Annotated in this window: 24 protein-coding genes; 10 read left to right on the top strand and 14 right to left on the bottom strand. The window is 63.8% G+C overall.

Going from position 1 to position 20,313, the window contains the following annotated elements:
- The first annotated feature begins 8 nt into the window (after window positions 1–8).
- Window positions 9–950: a LysR family transcriptional regulator gene (locus ABFX19_RS11360; protein WP_346028424.1), complete on the top strand. Its 942-nt coding sequence runs from the start codon at window positions 9–11 to the stop codon at window positions 948–950.
- A 139-nt stretch (window positions 951–1,089) separates the two neighbouring features.
- Here ABFX19_RS11360 and ABFX19_RS11355 read toward each other — a convergent pair whose 3' ends face one another.
- The 7 genes from ABFX19_RS11355 to ABFX19_RS11325 all read right to left on the bottom strand — a co-directional run bounded on the left by ABFX19_RS11355 (window position 1,090) and on the right by ABFX19_RS11325 (window position 6,064).
- Window positions 1,090–1,566: a hypothetical protein gene (locus ABFX19_RS11355; protein ID WP_346028329.1), complete on the bottom strand. Its 477-nt coding sequence runs from the start codon at window positions 1,564–1,566 to the stop codon at window positions 1,090–1,092.
- 522 nt (window positions 1,567–2,088) lie between these two features.
- Window positions 2,089–2,529: a hypothetical protein gene (locus ABFX19_RS11350; RefSeq protein WP_346028328.1), complete on the bottom strand. Its 441-nt coding sequence runs from the start codon at window positions 2,527–2,529 to the stop codon at window positions 2,089–2,091.
- A gap of 390 nt (window positions 2,530–2,919) precedes the next feature.
- Window positions 2,920–3,651 (bottom strand): DinB family protein, encoded by a 732-nt coding sequence (locus tag ABFX19_RS11345; protein WP_346028327.1) that lies wholly within the window; start codon window positions 3,649–3,651, stop codon window positions 2,920–2,922.
- A 76-nt stretch (window positions 3,652–3,727) separates the two neighbouring features.
- Window positions 3,728–4,495 (bottom strand): SCO1664 family protein, encoded by a 768-nt coding sequence (locus ABFX19_RS11340; protein ID WP_346028326.1) that lies wholly within the window; start codon window positions 4,493–4,495, stop codon window positions 3,728–3,730.
- The gene (locus ABFX19_RS11335) at window positions 4,495–5,046 is read right to left on the bottom strand and encodes a DUF3090 domain-containing protein (RefSeq protein ID WP_277358406.1); all 552 of its coding nucleotides are present in this window, start codon (window positions 5,044–5,046) and stop codon (window positions 4,495–4,497) included. Before ABFX19_RS11335 ends, ABFX19_RS11340 begins: the two co-directional genes overlap by 1 nt.
- A gap of 15 nt (window positions 5,047–5,061) precedes the next feature.
- Window positions 5,062–5,775: a histidine phosphatase family protein gene (locus ABFX19_RS11330; RefSeq protein WP_346028325.1), complete on the bottom strand. Its 714-nt coding sequence runs from the start codon at window positions 5,773–5,775 to the stop codon at window positions 5,062–5,064.
- 79 nt (window positions 5,776–5,854) lie between these two features.
- Window positions 5,855–6,064: a hypothetical protein gene (locus ABFX19_RS11325; RefSeq protein ID WP_277358404.1), complete on the bottom strand. Its 210-nt coding sequence runs from the start codon at window positions 6,062–6,064 to the stop codon at window positions 5,855–5,857.
- Window positions 6,065–6,170: 106 nt separating this feature from the next.
- On the opposite strand from ABFX19_RS11325, the gene ABFX19_RS11320 reads away from it, so the two are divergent.
- A complete protein-coding gene (locus ABFX19_RS11320; protein ID WP_346028324.1) occupies window positions 6,171–6,752 on the top strand; it encodes a DapH/DapD/GlmU-related protein in 582 nt (193 codons plus the stop codon).
- A 30-nt stretch (window positions 6,753–6,782) separates the two neighbouring features.
- Here the strand turns inward: ABFX19_RS11320 and ABFX19_RS11315 are convergent, their stop codons facing one another.
- Complete coding sequence (locus ABFX19_RS11315) at window positions 6,783–6,983, bottom strand: hypothetical protein (RefSeq protein ID WP_277358402.1); 201 nt, start codon at window positions 6,981–6,983, stop codon at window positions 6,783–6,785.
- A gap of 154 nt (window positions 6,984–7,137) precedes the next feature.
- On the opposite strand from ABFX19_RS11315, the gene ABFX19_RS11310 reads away from it, so the two are divergent.
- Complete coding sequence (locus tag ABFX19_RS11310) at window positions 7,138–8,592, top strand: protein adenylyltransferase SelO (RefSeq protein ID WP_346028323.1); 1,455 nt, start codon at window positions 7,138–7,140, stop codon at window positions 8,590–8,592.
- A gap of 9 nt (window positions 8,593–8,601) precedes the next feature.
- On the opposite strand, the gene ypfJ is transcribed toward ABFX19_RS11310, so the two are convergent.
- The 3 genes from ypfJ to ABFX19_RS11295 form a co-directional block, all read right to left on the bottom strand.
- Complete coding sequence (gene ypfJ / locus ABFX19_RS11305; protein WP_056547372.1) at window positions 8,602–9,507, bottom strand: KPN_02809 family neutral zinc metallopeptidase; 906 nt, start codon at window positions 9,505–9,507, stop codon at window positions 8,602–8,604.
- 66 nt (window positions 9,508–9,573) lie between these two features.
- Window positions 9,574–9,963 carry an ArsR/SmtB family transcription factor gene (locus ABFX19_RS11300; protein WP_056547375.1) on the bottom strand — a complete coding sequence of 130 codons (390 nt, stop codon included), beginning with the start codon at window positions 9,961–9,963 and terminating at the stop codon, window positions 9,574–9,576.
- Entirely contained in the window at window positions 9,878–11,173 is a 1,296-nt protein-coding gene (locus ABFX19_RS11295; RefSeq protein ID WP_346028322.1) for an MFS transporter, read from the bottom strand. Before ABFX19_RS11295 ends, ABFX19_RS11300 begins: the two co-directional genes overlap by 86 nt.
- Window positions 11,174–11,320: 147 nt before the next feature.
- Here ABFX19_RS11295 and ABFX19_RS11290 point away from each other — a divergent pair, with 147 nt between their 5' ends.
- The 6 genes from ABFX19_RS11290 (at window position 11,321) to ABFX19_RS11265 (ending at window position 17,608) form a co-directional block, all read left to right on the top strand.
- Entirely contained in the window at window positions 11,321–12,706 is a 1,386-nt protein-coding gene (locus ABFX19_RS11290; RefSeq protein ID WP_346028321.1) for an FAD-dependent oxidoreductase, read from the top strand.
- Between the two features lie 8 nt (window positions 12,707–12,714).
- A complete protein-coding gene (locus ABFX19_RS11285) occupies window positions 12,715–14,616 on the top strand; it encodes a glycoside hydrolase family 15 protein (protein ID WP_346028320.1) in 1,902 nt (633 codons plus the stop codon).
- A gap of 33 nt (window positions 14,617–14,649) precedes the next feature.
- On the top strand, window positions 14,650–15,426 hold the full coding sequence (locus ABFX19_RS11280; RefSeq protein ID WP_056547385.1) for a thioesterase family protein: 777 nt from the start codon (window positions 14,650–14,652) through the stop codon (window positions 15,424–15,426).
- 102 nt (window positions 15,427–15,528) lie between these two features.
- On the top strand, window positions 15,529–15,813 hold the full coding sequence (locus ABFX19_RS11275) for a DUF427 domain-containing protein (protein ID WP_277358396.1): 285 nt from the start codon (window positions 15,529–15,531) through the stop codon (window positions 15,811–15,813).
- A 38-nt stretch (window positions 15,814–15,851) separates the two neighbouring features.
- Window positions 15,852–16,880, top strand: coding sequence for an aldo/keto reductase (locus ABFX19_RS11270; protein WP_277358395.1), 1,029 nt, complete (start codon window positions 15,852–15,854; stop codon window positions 16,878–16,880).
- 14 nt (window positions 16,881–16,894) lie between these two features.
- The gene (locus tag ABFX19_RS11265) at window positions 16,895–17,608 is read left to right on the top strand and encodes a lipoate--protein ligase family protein (RefSeq protein ID WP_346028319.1); all 714 of its coding nucleotides are present in this window, start codon (window positions 16,895–16,897) and stop codon (window positions 17,606–17,608) included.
- A gap of 73 nt (window positions 17,609–17,681) precedes the next feature.
- Here ABFX19_RS11265 and ABFX19_RS11260 read toward each other — a convergent pair whose 3' ends face one another.
- The 3 genes from ABFX19_RS11260 to ABFX19_RS11250 form a co-directional block, all read right to left on the bottom strand.
- Complete coding sequence (locus tag ABFX19_RS11260) at window positions 17,682–18,311, bottom strand: MBL fold metallo-hydrolase (protein WP_277358393.1); 630 nt, start codon at window positions 18,309–18,311, stop codon at window positions 17,682–17,684.
- A complete protein-coding gene (locus ABFX19_RS11255; protein ID WP_346028318.1) occupies window positions 18,311–19,396 on the bottom strand; it encodes an S-(hydroxymethyl)mycothiol dehydrogenase in 1,086 nt (361 codons plus the stop codon). The genes ABFX19_RS11260 and ABFX19_RS11255 overlap by 1 nt, the downstream gene beginning before the upstream one ends.
- 119 nt (window positions 19,397–19,515) lie before the next feature.
- Window positions 19,516–19,773, bottom strand: coding sequence for a mycoredoxin (locus ABFX19_RS11250; protein WP_056547398.1), 258 nt, complete (start codon window positions 19,771–19,773; stop codon window positions 19,516–19,518).
- Window positions 19,774–19,922: 149 nt separating this feature from the next.
- Between ABFX19_RS11250 and ABFX19_RS11245 the strand changes: the two genes are divergently transcribed.
- Window positions 19,923–20,246: a chorismate mutase gene (locus tag ABFX19_RS11245; RefSeq protein ID WP_082565998.1), complete on the top strand. Its 324-nt coding sequence runs from the start codon at window positions 19,923–19,925 to the stop codon at window positions 20,244–20,246.
- Window positions 20,247–20,313 lie beyond the last annotated feature (67 nt).

Genomic DNA, 20,313 nt, shown 5'->3' with positions numbered 1-20,313 from the left:
TTTAGGCTATACAGGTGAAGTTAGACCAACTGCGCTCTTTTGAAGCGCTAGCTCGAGTGGGGCATTTCACACGCGCGGCCGACGAGTTGTATCTCGCCCAGCCGTCCCTGAGCCGTCAGATCGCCGCGCTTGAGGCCGATCTTGGTGCTGAACTGTTCCACCGGGGCTCCTCAGGAGCAACGCTGACGAACGCGGGCGAGCTGTTGCTGCCCATCGCTCGGCGCATGCTCGGCGACGCGCAGACCGCTCGCGAGAAGATGGACGAACTGTCAGGATTACACCGCGGTCGAGTTCGGCTGGGCGCTCCACCGACTCTGTGCGTCTCGCTGGTCGCCGATGTGCTGGCCGCCTTCCGCAGTGCGCATCCCGGGGTGGAACTGCACATCACGGAGGGCGGCTCGCGTTTCCTGGTGGAGGCCCTCAACGAAGGTGCACTGGATCTGGCCCTGGTGGTCACCCGCGCAGTGAACCCGACGGTTCCGGGCACCGAATTGATTCCACTGCTCACAGAAGAGCTTGTGGTCGTCTCCGCCGCCGGATCGGCGATGCCGGAAGAGCTCACATTGAAAGAGCTGGCTCACATCCCTCAGGTGGCGTTCAACCGCAGTTACGACCTGCGGGTTGCCACCGATGCTGCGTTCTCCGCCGCTGGTCTGGAACCGGTGGTGGCCGTCGAGGGCGCCGAAATGGACGCAGTGCTGCGGTTTGTTGAAAGAGGGCTCGGCGTGGCCGTGGTGCCGGCGATGGTGGTCAATGACCGCCCCGGACTGCGGAGCGCTCGCTTGGTGAGTCCTTCGCTGACGCGGACCGTCAACTTGGCCCGGCGCAACGACGTCGGACCCTCGGCCGCCGCTGCTGCCATGCAGCAGTTCGTCTTTGACATCGTGGACCGACTTGCGGCGCCGGGCACCGACCTGGCGCGTCTGGTTACGGCAGCTCCACGTGACTGAGAAATTAGATCAATCCGGGGACAACCCCTGCAGCGCGCTCGTTGAAGCCTACTTCGTGCTGGCAGCTGCTGCTGCACACCTCCGTGGCCACTGGAGCGGGTTGCCAGGTTTTGCTGGCCCTTGCCCCGGCGCTTATTCGCTAAGCCTCTTGGGCGCTGGTCTCTGCCAATAGGCGCTTCAAGTGTTTGTTAGCCATATAAGCTCCGAGAGTCGCAAGCAGAGGTAACGCGACCAGGACCGCCGCCCCGTTGCTGCCGCGAAACAAGACGGCAGCGACGCAGGCCCAGCTCAAAACTGCCGCGTAATAGACAGGTACCATCACCGCCTTCCCTGGCGCGAACCGAGGCACGTTCATTGCCTCGTGTCCTGTCCGGTCAGAATCTGCCGGCCGTGCGCTAAAAATGCGTCCCCGGCGGTAGCGTGCGGCCCAGAATGCTGCGGCGGTAAGGATCAGCGGGGTAACCAGTAAGGAGAGAGCGCCGCTGGTCATGATTTCCAGTGTGACGACCACGCCAAGCCAACACAGCGCCGCTAGAAACCTCGTGATCACCACCAGGTGCGCGACGAAGTGTGGGCGATCCGGCAGTGGGATCGTGAGGTCACCAGTAACGGTCATGACAGCTCCTTCACCATCCGGGCACTCCCGGTAGGACAGCTCTGACAAGCACCATCAGAGCACACATTTCCTGATCAAGCCACAGATCACCGCACGGTGCTTCCGGTAACGGAAACCCCACCAATACGATTCACCTCGGTCGTGATTCATGCCGGGAAGAATCGAGCGGTGGAGGATCCGTCGAGCTCATGCTCTTGTTGTTGAGTATCACGGGGACAACAATGGGCTAGATGGGGACGCCAAAGGTGCGAGGCGAACTTCGCCGCTCGAGAACACTTCTAGTTTTGACGCTTTTTGGCGTTGGCTTCGTAATCTGCGCAACGCTGTTCGCATCGCTCATATCCCGATACTTCTGGGTCGAGGATTCAGGAGTAGAGGAGGGATCGGCCACATTCAACCATCTGGTGAGCGCGACTCCCAGCGAGCAGGGACTGTTCGCATTCGCGGGCTTGCTGATCATCATTGGAGTCGTTGCCTGGGTCTGGCGACCTTCCCACCTAGTCAGTGGCGCGGGGGAAAGGACTAGGTGGTACGGCATGGTTCTGTCTCGGTGAGGGATCCGCCTACGGCTTCGATTGCTGCGGCGATGCCAAGCAACACGGCTGTACCGAAAGTAGTACCGAAGGCGACAAGTATCGCCCCGACCGCCCACAGGCCGCCCGAATCTATGGCAGAGGCAGTGCTGATCCATGCAAGCGTGAAGGAAGCAGGAAGTACCAGCAGAGCAACGATGGAATGCAAGAGCCGGTAGGCGAGCCCTATCACCACGGTGCCGCACAGAAGCGCTGCCACTCCCTGCCATACTTCATACGGTCCAGTCAGTTCACCCGTGGCGGCGTCGTACTGGTACTCGGTATCCCAGGCGAACCAGCCGAACCAGAGCGCTGCTGACAGGAGGGCAATCAGGATGACGGCCGACCATTGCTCAAACGGCCGCCGGTCGCGGTTTCGGGTCAGGCGCATTCTTTACAGTAAATCTCATCGGAGTAGTGGTTGAGCCGACCAGCTGGAATTCGCCGTTCCCGTGCTCTCCTGAGTTGGTTGTCACTACCGCCGGAAGACGGGGCAGCCGGGTACCTGTCGTCAGTTCTGCAAGGCTGAGTAATTGGCGGCTCGGATCGAAACGAAAGCGACAATCACGCTACAGAGCGCCGCACCGATGGCAGCCAGCGAGAAGTAATGCGCGAATGCGAGCAACGTGTAGGACGCGTACGCGAATAGCGCCACCGCGATGAGATAAGCATCAGAACAAGGCTCCCTATCAGCGGTTCTGTCCTGACATTCCTGACTCGTCCCATGAGCCCATGCTAACGAGTGCCCAGGCGGACCCGGCCCGGCTGGTTTTCTCTGGCCCTAACCAATACGGGCGAGATCCCGTCTGACGTAGCGGAGGTGTGCCCACTCCTCCTCGAGGATCACGCGAATGCAGTCGCCGACGCATGGATGCCAGTCGCCGCCGCCCCAGGGGTTCTCGCGTTCCTCTGCGAGAAGATCCGCCGTTGCTGTGGCCAGAAAATCGGTGACCTGTCGTTGGCGCTCTGCCCGAACAGCGAGAATCTCCTCATACGCGGGCGGTTCCACGCGGAAGATCGACATGTCGAAACCCATCTCGCCGGCACCCGTGAAAATCAGTCCGATCTCGTGGAACGGCTGCTCCTTCCGCAGGATCCCGCCGCCGAGCCAAGCGTCGGTCGCGAGAATGAGGTGCCTCAGGGTTTGGGCCAGAGACCATTCCTCCGCTACCCGTCTGTCCACCAGGTCCGTCGGCGTGCCCTCCACAGTCTCCTGCCACGCGGACTGCACCGCGAGCCACCCCTCCCGCAGGCCTTCGGGCGTCTGCGCCTTCTGCAGTTCGCGGCCCGGGAAATGCCGGTTGAGTTCGGCATCCACAAGCGGCACCACGTCGACCCCGTTGACGAAAAGACTGCCGAAGAACAGGTCGTGGCTGTCGATGTCGAGTCCGTCCACGTCGACGCCGCGCATCGACACGCCGCTGACATCGGAGAATCGCAGGGTGGCGCCTTTGAAACTTGCCCTGACGAAGGTTGCGCCTTCGAATTCCTTCGTGCCGCTGTATGTCCTCATGGCCCTCATTCTCCGGTGAAGGCGCGCTGAAAGCTACGGTAGAGGACGATTCTTCACGGAAGGATTGCGTCCGTTCCTAGAACAATGGCCAGGGCACCGCGGGCATTTCACCGCTCGGAGCTGGGAACCGCCCGGATGAGCGCATCCGGGTGCAACGCGCCGCGAGCGCAGCGATTTCGTCCGCGGACAAAAGGTCCGCCAGTTCATGGCCCAGCTCACCGTGCAGGGCTTCGCTGAGGCGATCGATCCCGTCGAGCTCTTCGCTCGTGAGTGGGTCACCGAGCCATCCCCACAGCACCGTGCGCAGTTTGTGGTCGCTGTGGAAGGTCAGCCCATGGTCCACACCGTGCCGATGCCCGTCCTCCATTGCAAGAATGTGGTCGCCCTTGCGGTCGGCGTTGTTGACCAGTACGTCAAACACCGCCATACGTCTCAGCGCGGGGGAGTCCTCGTGGATGAGAGCTACCATCGAGCCGTTCTCGTCCTGACCTTCGAGGACCTGCTTCCAGCCGGTCTTCGGCACCTCGCCCGTCGCAACCAGATCCACCGCGTTCTGGGCTAGATCCGTCTCCTGCCAGAGCTGCACCATCCCTTCACCCAGTGGACCGTCGCGTAGCCAGGTGCGAGGAACGACATTCCAGCCCAGTATCTCCGAGACGAGGTAGGCGGCCATCTCCCGGTGCGCAAGAACACCGTCGGGGAAATCCCAGAGCGGACGCTCGCCTGCTACTGGCTTATAGATGACTGCTGCATCGCCAATGCTGCCCAGGAAGGTCGCGTTCGACGCCGTCGTGATGCGGCCGGTGAGCGTCAGCTCGGCGGTCAACAGGTCCGGCGTCGGCATCAGGCTTCGGGCAGGGCGCAGATGTGCCCATCAGCGTCGATTGGCTGACCGCACAGCACGCAGATCGGACGCCCGGCGCCTACAACCTCGCGGGTGCGCTTGGCGAAGGCGCGGGCGGTACCAACAGGCATGCTGACCCGCAGCACTTCGGACGCATCGGCGTCGTCGTCATCGGGGAAGGTTTCGTCTTCGCTCTCAGCGTCACTGAGCGGGTACGCCTCGACGACGATCTGCGCCGTGGTCGGGTCCCACCCCAAACTCATGACGCCGGTGCGGAACTGTTCCTCTACCGCCTCAAGCTGGTCATTGTCGACGAGTTCGATGGGAGTGCTCGTGGGCACGCTGAAGGGGTTGCCCTCGAGGTTGATGAGCTGATCGAGGATCTCATCGATTTTTTCGGCGAGTTGCGCCGACTGCTGCTTCTCGAGGGCGATGCTGACTATCTGCTTTCCTGCACGTACCTGCAGGTAGAACGTGCGGGCCCCCGGAAGCCCGATGGTGCCGACGACGACGCGGTCAGGCCAGACAAACTCGTGAACAGTTGTGGGCATGTTGCTATTTTAGGCTCATCGCGCTGATGACGCCGTGTGTCCTGCGCCACCGCCCACCGGTGCGTCGTCGGAAGTGACGCTGGTGGACAGCCACGACAGATCGCCGGCGTCGGTATTGGTTGCATGAACGGTCGGCCGATTGGCTCCGTAACGCACGATCGACACGGAGGCCGGTCCCACGTTGATGCGTTGGAATAGGTCGAGGTGCATGCCGAGGGCGTCGGCGAGGATCGACTTGATGATGTCACCGTGGCTCACTGCCACCCACACTGCTCCCGGCCCGTGGAGGGATTCGAAGGAGGCGTCGTGGCGTCGAATCGCCGCCACCGACCGGGCCTGCATCGCGGCCATGGATTCGCCGCCGGGAAAAGTGACGGCGGACGGTTGCGATTGCACTGCCGACCACAGGTCCTCGGTGGCGAGATCACTGAGCGTGCGGCCCTGCCACTGGCCGTAATCGCATTCAGTCAGATAGGCATCGAGATTCATATCGATGGGTGCACGCGAGTCGCCGGCCTGGCGATCGAGGATGAATTGGGCGGTCTGCTGACACCGCTCGAGCGGGCTCGACACGACTCCGACAACCTGGACGGCTGCAAGCCGGTCAGCGGTCAGGGAAGCTTGCTTCCGGCCGACTTGGTCCAGGCTGACGCCGTCGGCCCTGCCAGCCAGAAGCCCTGAAGCATTCGCTGTGGTGCGGCCGTGCCGCACGAGAAGAACTGTCGCCATTCACCCAGCGTAACCATTCGCGCGACGGTGAACCCTCAGGGGACTGGTGTCCATGGTTCACCTGCGCCGAGGCGGACTGTCACATCAGCCCGCCTCCACCGCGTCCGCGGTGATGGCGCTGTCCCTCGTCGTCAGCCCTGAGCTTCACGTGTTTTTCCCGGAGATGGCGCAGGGCAAGAGCGATCAGCAGCGACAGCGCCACTACCGCGAACGCGTCCAGAACCGTTATCCCGGATAGGACCCAGACCGCGAGGGCAATCAGCGTGGCAGAAATGGCGACTGTAGTCACGAGAACTTTCAACGTATTCCCCATAAGGGCATCCTGTCATGGAGAGTTGTCACCAGGCTGCGGTTCATTGGCTGCCTCGGAACCTCCGTCAGACCTAAAGGACACCATGGAACTCAACGAACTACTTGACGCGCTGAACGCCGGCCACACCATCACAGGGGACTCCCCACTGCACGAAGTGATGCATCGGACCAGCCAACAGGCCCTGCGCATCACTGGCGAGCTGAACGGTCTCTACCAGGAACCTGCGCGGGTGCGGGAGTTGTTAGCCCAGTTGACGGGCAAGCCGGTCGCTGAATCCGTAACAGTCTTCCCGCCCTTCTACTCCGATTTCGGCAGGAACATCACCCTGGGTGAGCGGGTCTTCATCAATTCCGGGTGCAAGTTCCAAGATCAGGGCGGCGTGACTATCGGGGACGACTGCCTGATCGGACACAACACGGTGATCGCAACGCTCAATCACGATCTAGAGCCGCGCCGTCGCGCGGATATGCATCCCGCTGCCGTCGTGATCAGCCGCAATGTGTGGATCGGATCCAACGCCACGATCCTGCCGGGCGTAACAATCGGCGACAACGCGGTCGTGGCTGCGGCATCGGTGGTGACGAAGGACGTGCCGGCGAACACCGTCGTTGTGGGCTCGCCCGCACGGGTGGCACGCTCGCTGGCGGACACCGCCAAACGTTGAAGCTCTCGTAGCGAACGCTCTGGGCCCCCGTCACCCGGGGAATGGCATGAACGGAACGTCCGGTTTGCCGTCACCGTCCTTGTCGCCATACGCCCTCATGGCGAGGTCGTTAGCCTTTTCCTCGTTCCCATGGATGTGGACGTACCCCTCGCGGAAGTCCTTTTGATGGGCAGATGCAGCGGCGGCCTTCTTGCGCTCGAAGGCGGCGCCCTTTCGTCGGAAGCTAAACATGTCCGGCTCCTTTCCCGTGCCGCATAGCTACGGCGCCGGGCGGACGGCCCATTGCCGACATACCTCCAACATACGCCCGGTCCTCAGGGAAAGCGATAACGAAAGGGGGCCGTCCGCGGGGAACAACCCGAACGCCACGTCTGTTGGTATATACGTGAGTGTTTCTACGGCGCCGACCGTCACCCTCGACAACCACTTCGCCCGCCACCTGCCGGAAATGGGCACGCCCTGGCAAGCAGCAGAGCCGGCCGAACCGCACCTGCTGGTGCTCAACGAGCAGCTCGCGGCCGAGCTCGGGCTTGATCCGGCTTTCCTGCGGGCTCCCGACGGCGTCCGTCTCCTCACCGGCGCACGCGTACCCGAAGGTGCAACCCCGGTTGCGCAGGCCTACGCCGGCCACCAGTTCGGCGGGTACAGCCCCCGCCTCGGTGATGGACGCGCGCTGTTGCTCGGAGAGGTTGCAAACCCGGACGGCACCCTGCGGGATATCCACCTCAAGGGCTCCGGCCGCACACCGTTCGGAAGGGGTGGCGACGGACTCGCCGCAATAGGCCCCATGCTGCGTGAATACATCGTCAGCGAAGCGATGAACGCACTTCGGATCCCGACCACCCGTTCGCTCGCCGTCGTGGCCACGGGACGTCCAGTGCAGCGCGAGGAACTGCTGCCGGGCGCCCTGCTGACCAGAATCGCCGCCAGCCACCTGCGCGTCGGTACCTTCCAGTACGCCCGTGCCACCGGTGACATCGAACTGCTCCGCCGCGTAGCGGATTACGCCATCACCCGCCACTATCCCGAGGCAGCACAGGCACCCAACCCCTACCTCGCCTTGCTTGAATCGGTCATCCGTGCCCAGGCGGAGCTTGTCGCGCAGTGGATGCTGGTGGGCTTCGTCCATGGCGTCATGAACACGGACAACATGACCATTTCCGGTGAGACCATCGACTACGGTCCGTGCGCCTTCCTGGACGCCTTCAACCCCTCAGCGGTCTACAGTTCAATCGACACCATGGGCCGCTATGCCTATGCGAACCAGCCGGCCGCCGCCCACTGGAACCTCACCCGCTTCGCCGAAACGCTGCTGCCCCTGCTCGATGAAAACCAGGACGACGCCGTGAAGCTGGCAGAGCAAGCGCTGGCAGAATTCCCCGCTTTCTACAGCGGTGCCTGGTCCGCGGGAATGCGCATCAAGCTGGGCCTGCCGGACGGCGTCGATGCGGCAGACATCGCAGGAAAGCTCCTGACGCTGTTGGAGGAGGACCATGTGGACTACACGTCCTTCCTGCGGAGCCTGAGCGCTGCCGCGCGCGGGAACGTTGAAGTGTCCCGCAGCTACTTCGCTGACGCCGCACGTTTTGATGCCTGGTTGGCGCAGTGGCTCACCCTGAACCCGTCAGCAGACGCCATGGACAGGGTTAACCCCGTGTACATCCCGCGGAATCACCGCGTGGAAGAAGCTCTCGCTGCTGCCGTTGAGGATGACCTCGAACCACTGGGCACGCTGCTCGCTGCTGTGACGGCGCCGTTTCAGGAGCGTGACGGCTTCGAGCGCTATGCCGCTGGAGCGCCTGAGGACTTTGGCTCGTACCGGACCTTCTGCGGGACCTGAGAAAGCGGGCTAGGGATTGTCGAGATCCTCAGCGGCGAATGTGTCGCACGCTTCGATGTCTCCCGTTTCTAGTCCCCGCAGGAACCACGCCTGACGCTGCTCACTGGAACCGTGGGTCCACGCCTCGGGGTTGACCTGACCGGTGGTCGATTCCTGGATGCGGTCGTCGCCGACCGCCGACGCCGCTGACAGCGCGTCCTGCAGGTCGGTTCGAGTGAACTCGCGCAGGAAGGGAACCCCGGATTCTGGATCAGGGACCGTTGTGGCATGCGCCGCCCACATGCCGGCGTAGCAGTCGGCCTGCAACTCCACCCGGACTGCTCCGGACTCTGCACCGCGGGGGTCCTGCTGGGATGCGCTCAGTGCGCCCGTCAGGTTCTGGATGTGGTGCCCGAACTCATGGGCAATTACGTACTCCTGAGCCAGCGGCCCAGCGGACGCACCGAAGCGGGTCACCAGATCGTTGAAGAAGGCGGTGTCATAGTACGTCTGCTCGTCCGCCGGGCAATAGAAGGGCCCGACGGCGCTGCTCGCCGCGCCGCAGCCCGTGTTGGTCTGGCCGCTGAACAGGACCACCCCGGGCGGCGTGTACTGAATGCCGAAGGGCTCCAGGTAAGGGGACCAGAAGCTATCCAGGCTTTCAGCGGTGCCAAGGATGCGGCAGTCGAGCCGCTCGTTGGCGTCCGCGCCGGTCTGGCACGCGTTGATGGCGGGATCAGAGTCCGCACCGATACCGGTATCCGTGTCGGTGCCGCCGTCAAGTCCTAACTGGTCCACCACACCCGGGCCGAAGAACAGTGACAGCAGCAGGATCAGGCCGCCGCCGAGGCCGCCGCCGATAGCGACGCCGCGGCCGCGGCCGCGCCGGTCACTCACCCGGGAGGGATCGAACTGGGCATTGTCATTGAAGCTCATGCCAGAACTCTAAACTAGGAAGCCTGCTGTGTATTCGGTAGGCGCCGGTTCCGAGGAGCAGGAGGATCAGTCGTGTGCAGGCTCCCCGGTAACGCGGTGGTCGGCGTGGTTCAGGCCCTCCCGTACCAGGCGTGCGAGGTGCCCGTCCGCAATGCTGTAGATGACATTGCGGCCGCTTTTCCGCGTGGTTACCAATCCCGAGAAACGGAGCTTGGCCAGATGCTGGCTGACTGATGTGCGGGTTGCTCCCGTGCGTTCCACCAGGGAACTGACGTCGCCGGATTCCTCGGAGAGCAGCCACAGAATGTGCAGTCGCGTAGGGTCGGCGAGCATCCTGAACAGGGATGCGCCGACGTCGAGGCGTGCTTCATCAGGATCGTTCGGATGATTCAGGCTGGGCCGCGAGCCGACCGGTTCTTCGCTCAACAGTCCACTCCTTGCTGACAGGTGACTCATCTGCCCCGGTAGCCGGAGGCTCGGCCGTCCAAAGCCGCAATGCTGCCACAGCGCCCAGTGTAGCGAGCGTTGCAAGGATGAACGCGGCCGCAGGCTGCCCGGCGGCGGCTCCAGCCCATCCCGCAATCGGGTAACTGAGAATGAAGCAGGCGTGCGAGAGGGAGAACTGCGCCGTGAACAGGTAGGACCGCGTTGCATCCGTGGCCGCGCGGCGCAGCAGGCGCGCAGACGGCGTATTGATCATCGAAGTACCGGCACCCAGCAGCGCCCACAGCAGGAGCATCAGTACCCAAGCGGGCTGCAGTAACGCGATGACGCCGGCCGCACCCACGCCCGCTGCGATCACCGCGCTTCCACTCACCATGAAGGCCCGGTCCGGAAAGCGCTCCAGCAGTGCCGGCGTCGTCAGTGCCACAGTCATTGATCCGGCGCCGTAGCAGGCGAGGGCGATTGCCACCTCAGCGTTGGTTCCGCCATAAAGTTCTCGGACATAAACGACGGTATTCACCAGGACGAGCGCGGTACCGCAGGCAACCACCAGGTTCAGTGCGAAGAGACCACGAAGAGACGGCACCTGCAGGAAGATCCGGGCCCCCAGGGTGGTGCGGTGCAGGAGGGAACTCCCGCGCGCGGGTGGCGGGGGAGCGGGCAACCGGGTGGTTCCGACGAGCAGAGCGGAAATCAGGAACCCAATGACGGTGCCGACAAAGAGACTGGAATAGCTCATAATCACCAGCAGCGCGGCTGCGATGACGGGGCTCAGGAGCGACTCAAGATCGTAGGCGAGCCGCGAGAGGGATAGCGCCTTCGTGTAGTCGCGCTCCCGCGGCAGAATCACAGGAATCACCGACTGGAACGCCGGGGTGAAGGTAGCCGAGGCTGACTGCAGCACGAATACCAGAACGTAGACCTGCCACACCTGATCCACGAACGGCAGCATTAGGGCAACGGCCGCGCGGACGAGGTCAGCTGCAATCAGGACGGCTTTCCTGGGAAGGTGTTCCACCAGTGCCGCCATCAGGGGAGCCACGAAGACGTAGGCCAGCATCTTGATGGTGAGGGCAGTACCGAGGACGGCTCCTGCTTGGCCCGCCGCAAGATCGAACGCGAGGAGACCCAGTGCCACGGTGAGCAGGCCTGTACCAAGCAGCGCAATCACCTGCGCAGAGAAGAGTTTTCGATACGCAACATTGCGGAGGACTGTCAGCACACTGCTCAACATAGTACATACGTGCGCATTTGTGCACTCATTTCCAAGGTTGCTCGAACATTGACATTTATCGATAGCTCTCAGATACTCATATCGATGAATATCAATGTAACTAGACCAGTGGGCCATAGAACGGAAGGAACAGCGATGCCGGAACAGCGTCACTTGCCCGTCGCCATCATCGGGGCCGGCCCGATCGGCCTCGCAGCCGCCGCCCATCTCCTCGAACGAGGGCTGACACCCTTGATTCTCGAGAAGGGCGACGCCGTCGGGGCTGCCATCCGCCAATGGGGCCACATCCGCCTGTTCTCTCCCTGGCAGTACAACATCGACGACGCCGCCCACCGGCTTTTGAAGCCGACCGGTTGGCAGGCGCCGCGCGGCTCAGCGCTTCCCTTCGGTAATGAACTGGTTGAGGCCTACCTTGAACCGCTCGCGGCGCTACCCGGCATCGCAGCAGCCCTGCACCTCAACACCGAGGTGCTCGCAGTGACGCGGCAGGGGATGGACAAGACGAGGACCCTGCATCGCGAGGACCAGCCGTTCCTTGTCCGTGTGCTCGGCCCGCGAGGACTTGAGGACCACCTGGTGCAGGCCGTTCTCGATGCATCCGGCACCTGGAGCCAGCCCAATCCGCTGGGCCAGGCCGGGCTGCCTGCCCCGGGAGAGAGCGCTGTGCACCCCTTCATCACGCAGCCCCTTCCCGATGCTGCAGGCAAGGACCGCGCCCGCTTCGCCGGCAAGCGCGTGATGGTAGTCGGCGCAGGGCACTCCGCAGCGAACACCCTGCTAAGTCTTGGACAGGTTGCCAAAGCTGAGCCGGGAACCCGCCTGATCTGGGGTGTGCGCGGATCCGGATCAGCACAGCGGCTCTACGGCGGCGGAGACCTCGACGGGTTGCCGGCCCGCGGAGCGCTCGGAAGCCGCCTGCGCTCGCTGGTGGAGGACGGCGTGGTGGAGCTCCTGACCTCATTCACCATCACTGAACTGGAGGCCGGCGACGGCGCGCTCCTCGTTCATGCCTCGAGCCCGGAGGGCGCACGTGAGGTCGAAGTGGATGTGCTCGTTCCGGCCACGGGGTTCCGTCCGGACCTGCGGATGCTCCGCGAACTGCGGCTCGAGCTCGATCCCGCTGTTGAAGCGCCGCGCGCGTTGGGGCCACTGATCGACCCTGAATTCCACTCCTGCGGGACCGTCCCGGCGCACGGGGCAGCTGTCCTGGCGCACCCGGACAAGGACTTCTACCTCGTAGGTATGAAGAGTTACGGCCGCGCCCCCACCTTCCTGCTGGCCACCGGATATGAGCAGGTGCGGTCAGTCGTCGCCGCCGTTGCCGGCGATGACGACGCCGCTGCGTCAGTTCACCTCGATCTCCCCGAAACCGGGGTCTGCAGCACCGACCTCGGGGGAAGCTGCGACACTGCATCCTCCGGTGGCGAGATGGTTTCGCAGTCCGGTTGCTGTGGTCAATCGGAACCGGTCAGCCTCGGCGTTCCCACCGGGCTCCTGCACGGCAGGATGCTTGCTGATTGAATGGGAGGATGACAGCTGAGCATGCAGAGCACGCGTCCACGCCGCTGGAGGACTACGCCCTCCTGTCTGATCTGAGTACGGGGCCACTGGTATCCCGGGACGGCAGTATCGACTGGCTTTGCTTTCCGCGCTTCGATTCTCCCTCCGTCTTCGCGGCCCTGCTGGGGTCCCCGGAAGACGGACGATGGAAAGTTTCGGCCTCGGGCGGGGAGGTAGTTTCCCGGCGGTATCTTCCACGAACGTTCGTCCTGGAAACGACCTGGCGCACCCCGACCGGAAAGATGGTGGTCACCGACTTCCTGCCGCCTGGCGACGCGCAGTCGGATCTGGTGCGCCGGGTGGAGTGCGTCGAGGGAACCGTTGAAGTGGAGCACGACCTGCGCATACGGTTCGATTATGCCCGGGCGAAGCCCTGGACGCGGCGGGTCGACCTCGAGAAAGTCGGCTCGTGCGGACTGCTGTCGGTTGCAGGTCCGGATGCGCTGCTGCTGACCGGACCGTTGCTGCACCCTCACGAGTCCCAGCGGGCAGAACCACAGACCGGCATGGAAGACCGCCACGAAGCCTCCGCCGAGGGCCATGCGGACGATTACCAGGGCGCCGTCTCGAAGCGGCTGAGCGGTGTCTTTCCGCTTGTAGCCGGCGAATCCGAAAGCTGGGTACTTACCTGGCACCAGTCTCACGAGGGGCTTCCAACTGCAGCAGACCCGGACAGAGCCCTGGAAGCGACTATTGCCTACTGGACTCAGTGGTCCTCCCGGGTGGAGGTTCATGATCGACACGATGAGGCCGTATTGCGCTCGCTGATGGTGCTCCGTGCCCTTACCCATGGCAGAACCGGCGGCATCGTGGCCGCAGCCACCACGTCGTTGCCGGAGGAGTTCGGCGGCTCTCGCAACTGGGACTACCGCTACACCTGGCTGCGCGACGCCGCACTCACCATCGAGGCGCTCATTGCGCATGACTTCACCGAAGGTGCGCTGCACTGGCGCAACTGGCTGTTGCGTGCGGTAGCCGGGGATCCGGATCAGGTGCAGATCATGTACGGCATTGCCGGCGAGCGCCAGCTCCCCGAAAGCGAGCTGGACCACTTGCCCGGCTACGAGAATTCAAAGCCGGTAAGAATCGGTAACGGGGCTGTGGGCCAATACCAGGCCGACGTCGTCGGGGAAGTCATGCTCGCCCTCGCGGCGCTGAGGGACGCAGGGGCAGCCGAGGGCGAGTACTCCTGGGGGCTGCAAAAGAACCTCCTGCGGTTCTGTGAGCAGAACCTGGACCGGAAGGGTCACGGCATCTGGGAAATGCGCGGGGAAGCAGAGTTCTTCGTTCATGGGCGTGTGATGATGTGGGCTGCCTTCGATCAGGGGATCCGGGCAGTGCGTGAGCACGGGCTGGAAGGGCCGGCCGATCGATGGGAGGAGATCCGGGACCGGCTCCGGGAGGAGATCATGGAGCGCGGATTCAACGCCGAGCTCAACTCGTTCACGCAGACATACTCGAACGATGAAGTCGATGCGTCCCTGCTGCAACTGCCCCACACAGGCTTCGTGGCCAGTGATGACCCGAAGATGCTTGGCACCGTGGCCCGCATTGAGGAGCAGCTGCAGGATGCCCATGGGCTCCTGCACCGTTACCGCACAGCATCCGGCCTCGATGGTTTGGAGGGCCACGAATACCCATTCCTGATCTGCACGTTCTGGCTTGTGGAACAGTATGCAAACAGCGGCCGCACCGACGATGCCACGGCGTTGCTTGACCGGCTCACCGGTTACGCGAATGACCTCGGACTGTACGCGGAAGAGTACGATCCGGTGAGCGGCCGGCTGGCAGGCAACTTCCCGCAGGCCTTCAGTCACCTAGGCTTTATTCGTGCCTCGGACGCCGTCAACAGGGCGCGAGTCCAGCCTTAACCGAGCTTTCCCTCAGGAGCGTGTTTTCCCACCATGGCAGATTCCTACTACCGTCCGGCGGGCGGGGGCCGGTTCGAGGCCACAATTCATGCACAGGGTGCCTGGAACGCACACGAGCAGCACATGGCGCCCGCATCCGGTCTGCTCGCACATTGCCTTGAACAGTTCCAGCCACGCGCAGAGCTACAGATGGCGCGCATCTCGTTCGAGATCCTGGGCCTCATACCGCTGGAGACCGTCGAGGTGACCACCCGGATGGTGCGCCCAGGGAGGACCATCGAGTTGCTGGAAGCGGAGATGAACCATGGCGGGCGGACAGCTATCCGCGCCCGCGCGTGGCGGTTGGCCTCGAGCGATACCTCGTCCGTCGCGGCGCTTGAGGACGAGTCCATGCCGGGACCGGATGAGGGGGAGGAGCACGACGCCGTGGCGGAGTGGCCCGGCGGCTACATCCAGTCGATTGATGTCCGCAAGATCGAAGGCCACAGGCCCGGCCGGGGCAGGGTCTGGTTGCGGACGCCCCACCCGCTGGTGGAGGGTGAAGCGTCGTCGGACTCGGCGCGGCTGATCGGGCTCATCGACACCGCAAACGGAATCGCCACGCGGGTTCCTCCCGGACCCGGCAGCTGGGCGTTTCCCAACGTCGACCTGCAGGTGCACCTTCACCGCCAGCCCTCGGGCCAGTGGCTCGGCCTCGATACCCGAGTGAGTTTCGGGCGGGAAGGAATCGGGCTGACCTCGTCCGTCCTGCACGACCTCGACGGGCCGTTCGGCCGGAGTGAGCAGATCCTTACGCTGCGCAAGCTCTGACTCCAGGCGGGGGAATGCAGCGAGCACCGTCGTCGTTGGCAGATTGTGTAATCGCGCTCACAGCGCAACCGGCGCTGAGCCGTTCAGAGGATTGAGGACATCATGGCCAAGGCAGTCTGGAACAACCAGGTCATTGCGGAGTCTGACTCCACCGAGATGGTTGAGGGGAACCACTACTTCCCGAAGGAAAGCGTCAAGCAGGAGTTCCTCCGATCGAGTGACATGCACACCACATGTCCCTGGAAGGGTGACGCCAGCTACTTCAGCCTGGAGGTTGACGGTGAGAGTAATCCGGACGCCGCATGGACCTACCCGGAGCCGAAGGAAGCCGCCGCGAACATCAAGGACCACGTGGCGTTCTGGCGCGGCGTGACAGTGACCGACTGAAGAGCAGTGCACGCACTATCACCTACCCAGGAGAGTTGATGGAATACAGGAACCTCGGAAGCAGCGGCGCATCGGTTTCGGCTTATGCGTTAGGCACCATGACGTTTGGTGCCGAAGCCGATGAAGCGACGTCACATGCGATCCTCGATGACTATGCCGACGCCGGTGGCAACCTCATCGACACCGCTGATGTCTACACCGCGGGAGCGTCCGAGGAGATCATTGGGCGCTGGCTGGCGAAGAGCCCGTCCGCTTCCGGCATGATCCTGGCTACGAAGGGTCGGTTCCCGATGGGTAAGGGCCCCAATGATCTGGGCCTCTCCCGGCGGCACCTTCGGCTGGCGCTCGATGCCTCGCTGAAGCGGCTCAACGTCGACCACATCGACCTGTACCAGATGCACTCCTGGGACCCGCTCACCCCTCTGGAGGAGACGCTCGGCTTCCTCCACGACGCCGTGAGCGCCGGCAAGATCAGCTACTACGGCTTCTCGAACTACACCGGATGGCAGCTGACCAAGGCCGCCGGCATTGCGAAGGCGCGAGGGTGGGACCTGCCGGCCACCCTCCAGCCGCAGTACAGCCTTCTGGTGCGGGGGATCGAGGCAGAAATTGTGCCTGCAGCGCTCGACGCCGGTATGGGCTTACTGCCGTGGTCACCGCTCGGCGGGGGGTGGCTCACCGGAAAGTACAAGCGGGATACTGCGCCCAAGGGCGCAACCCGTCTCGGCGAGAATCCGGAACGCGGAATGGAAGCGTGGGAAAAGCGCAACGCGCAGGAGCGGACCTGGGCGATCATTGACGTCGTCCTCGGTATTGCTGAGGCGCGCGGAGTCAGCGCGTCCCAGGTAGCGCTGGCATGGGTTGCGCAGCAGCCAGCTGTCACGTCGGTCATTCTCGGTGCCCGTACTCGCGAGCAGCTTGAAGACAACCTTGGGGCAGCTGCCCTGACGCTGAGCAGCGATGAGGTTGAACGGCTGTCCCAGGCCAGCGCGCCGGGCTTGGCTGATTATCCTTACGGAACCCCGGGCGTCGAGCAGCGGAGCCGATCTATTGACGGCGGCCGCTGAGGAGCCTGTGACACATGATTCCTCGTGCCTGGTCTGAAGGGCGCCTGCAGGTCCTACACGAATTGTCCTCGGGTGCGGCAGCGGACATGGAGCGCGGGCTTACCCTTTTACGCGCAGCGGCAGCTGGGGACCTCGGGCCCACGCTACGGCTCTACCGCCCCCAGCCCACTGTTGCCTTCGGGCAGCGGGACACCCGTCTGCCCGGTTTCGGGACGGCTTCGGACGCCGCCCGGACGCATGGGTTCGAGCCACTGGTCCGAAAGGCGGGCGGACGGGCTGCGGCCTACCACCACGGGTGTCTGATCGTGGACCACATCGAGCCCCACCATGACGCGGTCGCCGGATCGCATGCCCGGTTCCGACTGCTCGGTGAGATCCTTGCAAAATCGCTGTGGCGGGTCGGCGTTGATGCCCGGATGGGACAGATTCCCGGTGAATACTGCCCGGGCGAGTTCAGCGTGCACGGCGTGGACGGCACCCAGGCCGTGAAGCTGGTCGGCACCGCGCAGCGAGTCATCTCCGGTGCATGGCTTTTTTCCTCGGTGATCGTGGTGGAGGACTCTGCATCGATTCGGTCGGTCCTTGAAGCGACGTACTCGGCGCTGGAACTTCCGTGGCAGCCGTCGACGGCGGGGGCCGCGGAAGACCTCGTGCCCGGTCTCACCGTGGAGGCGGTGGCAAGCGCCGTCGTCGCCGCTTACGAGGATGTCGCGGCCCCGGTGCCGTAGCTGCTCAGGCTGGTCCTTCTGAGGCCTGCTGCCGGCCGGTCGTTCTGAAGATCGAGCCGGCCGGCAGTCGGGTTCAGTGCCCGCGGGCGATCCACTCGTCGAGGTTCGGTGCTTCTTCGCCGATGCTGGTCGAGTCGCCGTGCCCGGTTCTCACCACGGTGTCCGCGGGGAGGGTGAACAGCCTGGTGCGGATGGATTCGATGATCGTGGGGAAATCGCTGTAGGACCGTCCGGTTGCTCCCGGCCCGCCCCGGAACAGGGTGTCGCCGCTGAACAGGGTGCCGGCGTCGGGCAGGTAAAAGCAGACCGAGCCGGGGGAGTGGCCGGGCGTGTGAATCGCGTGGAGGGTGACTCCGGCGACGCTGAAGGTATCGCCGTCGGCAATGGTGGCTCCCGGAACGGTATCCGGGTATACCGCGTCCCACAGCATGCGGTCTTCGGCGTGAAGGTGGATTGGCGCTCGTACTGTGTCGAAGAGCTCCCCGACAGCGCGAATGTGATCGTCATGGCCGTGGGTCAGCAGGATCGCGCGGACCTGGCGCCCGTTGATCTGGTCCACGATCGCGCCGGCGTCGTGCGGGGCGTCGATGACAATACATTCGGAGTCGTCGCCGATGATCCAGACATTGTTGTCCACCTCCCACGTGCCGCCGTCCAGGGAGAACGTGCCGGAGGTGACCAGGTGGTCGATACGCGCGCCCATCAGAGCTCCACCACCGAACGCAGCACTACGCCGTCGTGCATTTTGGTGAAGGCTTCCTCCACCTGGTCAAGCGCTATGCGCTCGGTGACGAACGCGTCGAGGTCCAGATTGCCCTGCCGGTAATGATCCACGAGCATCGGGAAGTCACGTGACGGGAGGCAGTCGCCGTACCAGGAGGATTTCAGCGCACCTCCCCGGCCGAAGACGTCCAGCAGGGGAAGTTCGAGCGTCATGTCCGGCGTAGGTACCCCTACGAGCACCACGGTGCCGGCGAGGTCACGGGCGTAAAACGCCTGCTTGTAAGTCTCAGGACGGCCGACGGCGTCGATCACCACGTTGGCTCCGTTGCCGCCGGTCAACCTGCGGATTTCCTCGACCGGATCGGTTTCCTTGGAGTTCACCAGATCGGTGGCGCCCAGTCCCTTGGCGAGTTCCAGTTTGCGGTTGTCGATGTCCACCGCGATGATCCGGGTTGCGCCGGCCAGTTTTGATCCGGCGATGGCAGCTATACCCACTCCGCCGCAGCCGATCACGGCTACGGAGTCTCCGCGCCGGACGTTGCCGGTGTTGATCGCTGCACCGATGCCCGCCATGATTCCGCAACCCAGAAGGCCGACGGCGGCTGCATCCGCATCGGGATCGACCTTGGTGCACTGCCCGGACGCTACGAGGGTCTTCTCGGCGAAGGCTCCGATACCGAGGGCGGGCGACAGTTCCGTGCCGTCTTCGAGGGTCATCTTCTGCGTTGCGTTGTGGGTGTTGAAACAGTACTGCGGCTCTCCGCGCAGGCACGCACGGCATTGCCCGCAGACAGCCCGCCAATTGAGGATGACGCGGTCGCCGGGCTGGACGTTGGTCACGTCAGACCCGACGGCGCTCACAACGCCGGTTGCCTCGTGGCCGAGCAGGAAGGGGTAATCATCGCTGATGCCTCCCTGCTTGTAGTGAAGGTCCGTATGGCACACGCCGCAGGTCAGGATGTCGACAAGCGCCTCACCCGGTCCCGGATCGGGAACCTTGATGGTGACGACGGTAGCGGGCGCATCCTTCTCCATAACGACGACGCCCTTGACGCTGTGTGCCATTGAGACAGTCCTTTTCCTCGAGGGTGGGGGAACGTCTCCAGCTTATCGACATTGAAAAAGCAGGACACGCCCGTTATCCGGGCGGATAAAGGGCGTGTCCTGCGAAATTACGAGGGTGCCTAGGCGGCGACGCGCGCTTTCACCTCGGCTGCGGAGGGGTTGGTGGCCGTGCTGCCGTCGGGGAAGATGACCGTAGGCACGGTCTGGTTTCCGCCGTTGAGCGAGGCGACGAGTTCCGCAGTGCCTTCCACTTCCTCAATGTTGATCTCCTGGTAGCCGATACCCTGCGCGTCGAGCTGCGACTTGAGCCTGCGGCAGTAGCCGCACCAGGTGGTGCTGAACATGGTGATGGTGCCGGCAGCGGGTGTGTAATCCACGGTGCTCCTCTGGAGAAATAGCGGACTCGTCGAGTCCGCGGATTATTGCGGTTTCTGTCAGCAAATGTAACGTCTGCGCTGCGCGGACCATTCCCGGTATGCGCGTCATCAACCGTGGCGCTCAGTGGCTCCTCGCGTAGTGTCGCCGTATGCCAAACCCCCTAACGCCCGAGCGTCCGAAGCCCGGTTCGGTCCAGGCCGAACAGCTGAAGGCCGTTCGTATCGCGATCAACGAGGTCGATGAGCAGATGGTCGGGTTGATCTCCCGACGTGAGCGGCTGGTGCGGAGGGCGGGTTCACTCAAGGACGACGACGAGTCCGTGCGCGCGCCGGCGCGGGTCGAACAGGTCATTTCGAACGTTCGAGGTTACGCCGAAAAGCTCGACGTGGATCCCGCTGTGGTCGAACGGACCTACCGGGCCATGATCGAGGCCTTCATCGAGTTTGAACTGAAGGTCCGGCGCACGTCCTGAGCCCGGATCACCCCAGAGCGCACCCGGCAATCGCATAGGTACGCGCTGGTTGGTTGGCCGCGCACGC

Source organism: Arthrobacter parietis (genome assembly GCF_039530425.1).
GTDB lineage: Bacteria > Actinomycetota > Actinomycetes > Actinomycetales > Micrococcaceae > Arthrobacter_D > Arthrobacter_D parietis.
Note: the sequence above shows the minus strand (reverse complement) of the source record. Positions and strands in the feature narration are given on the sequence as shown.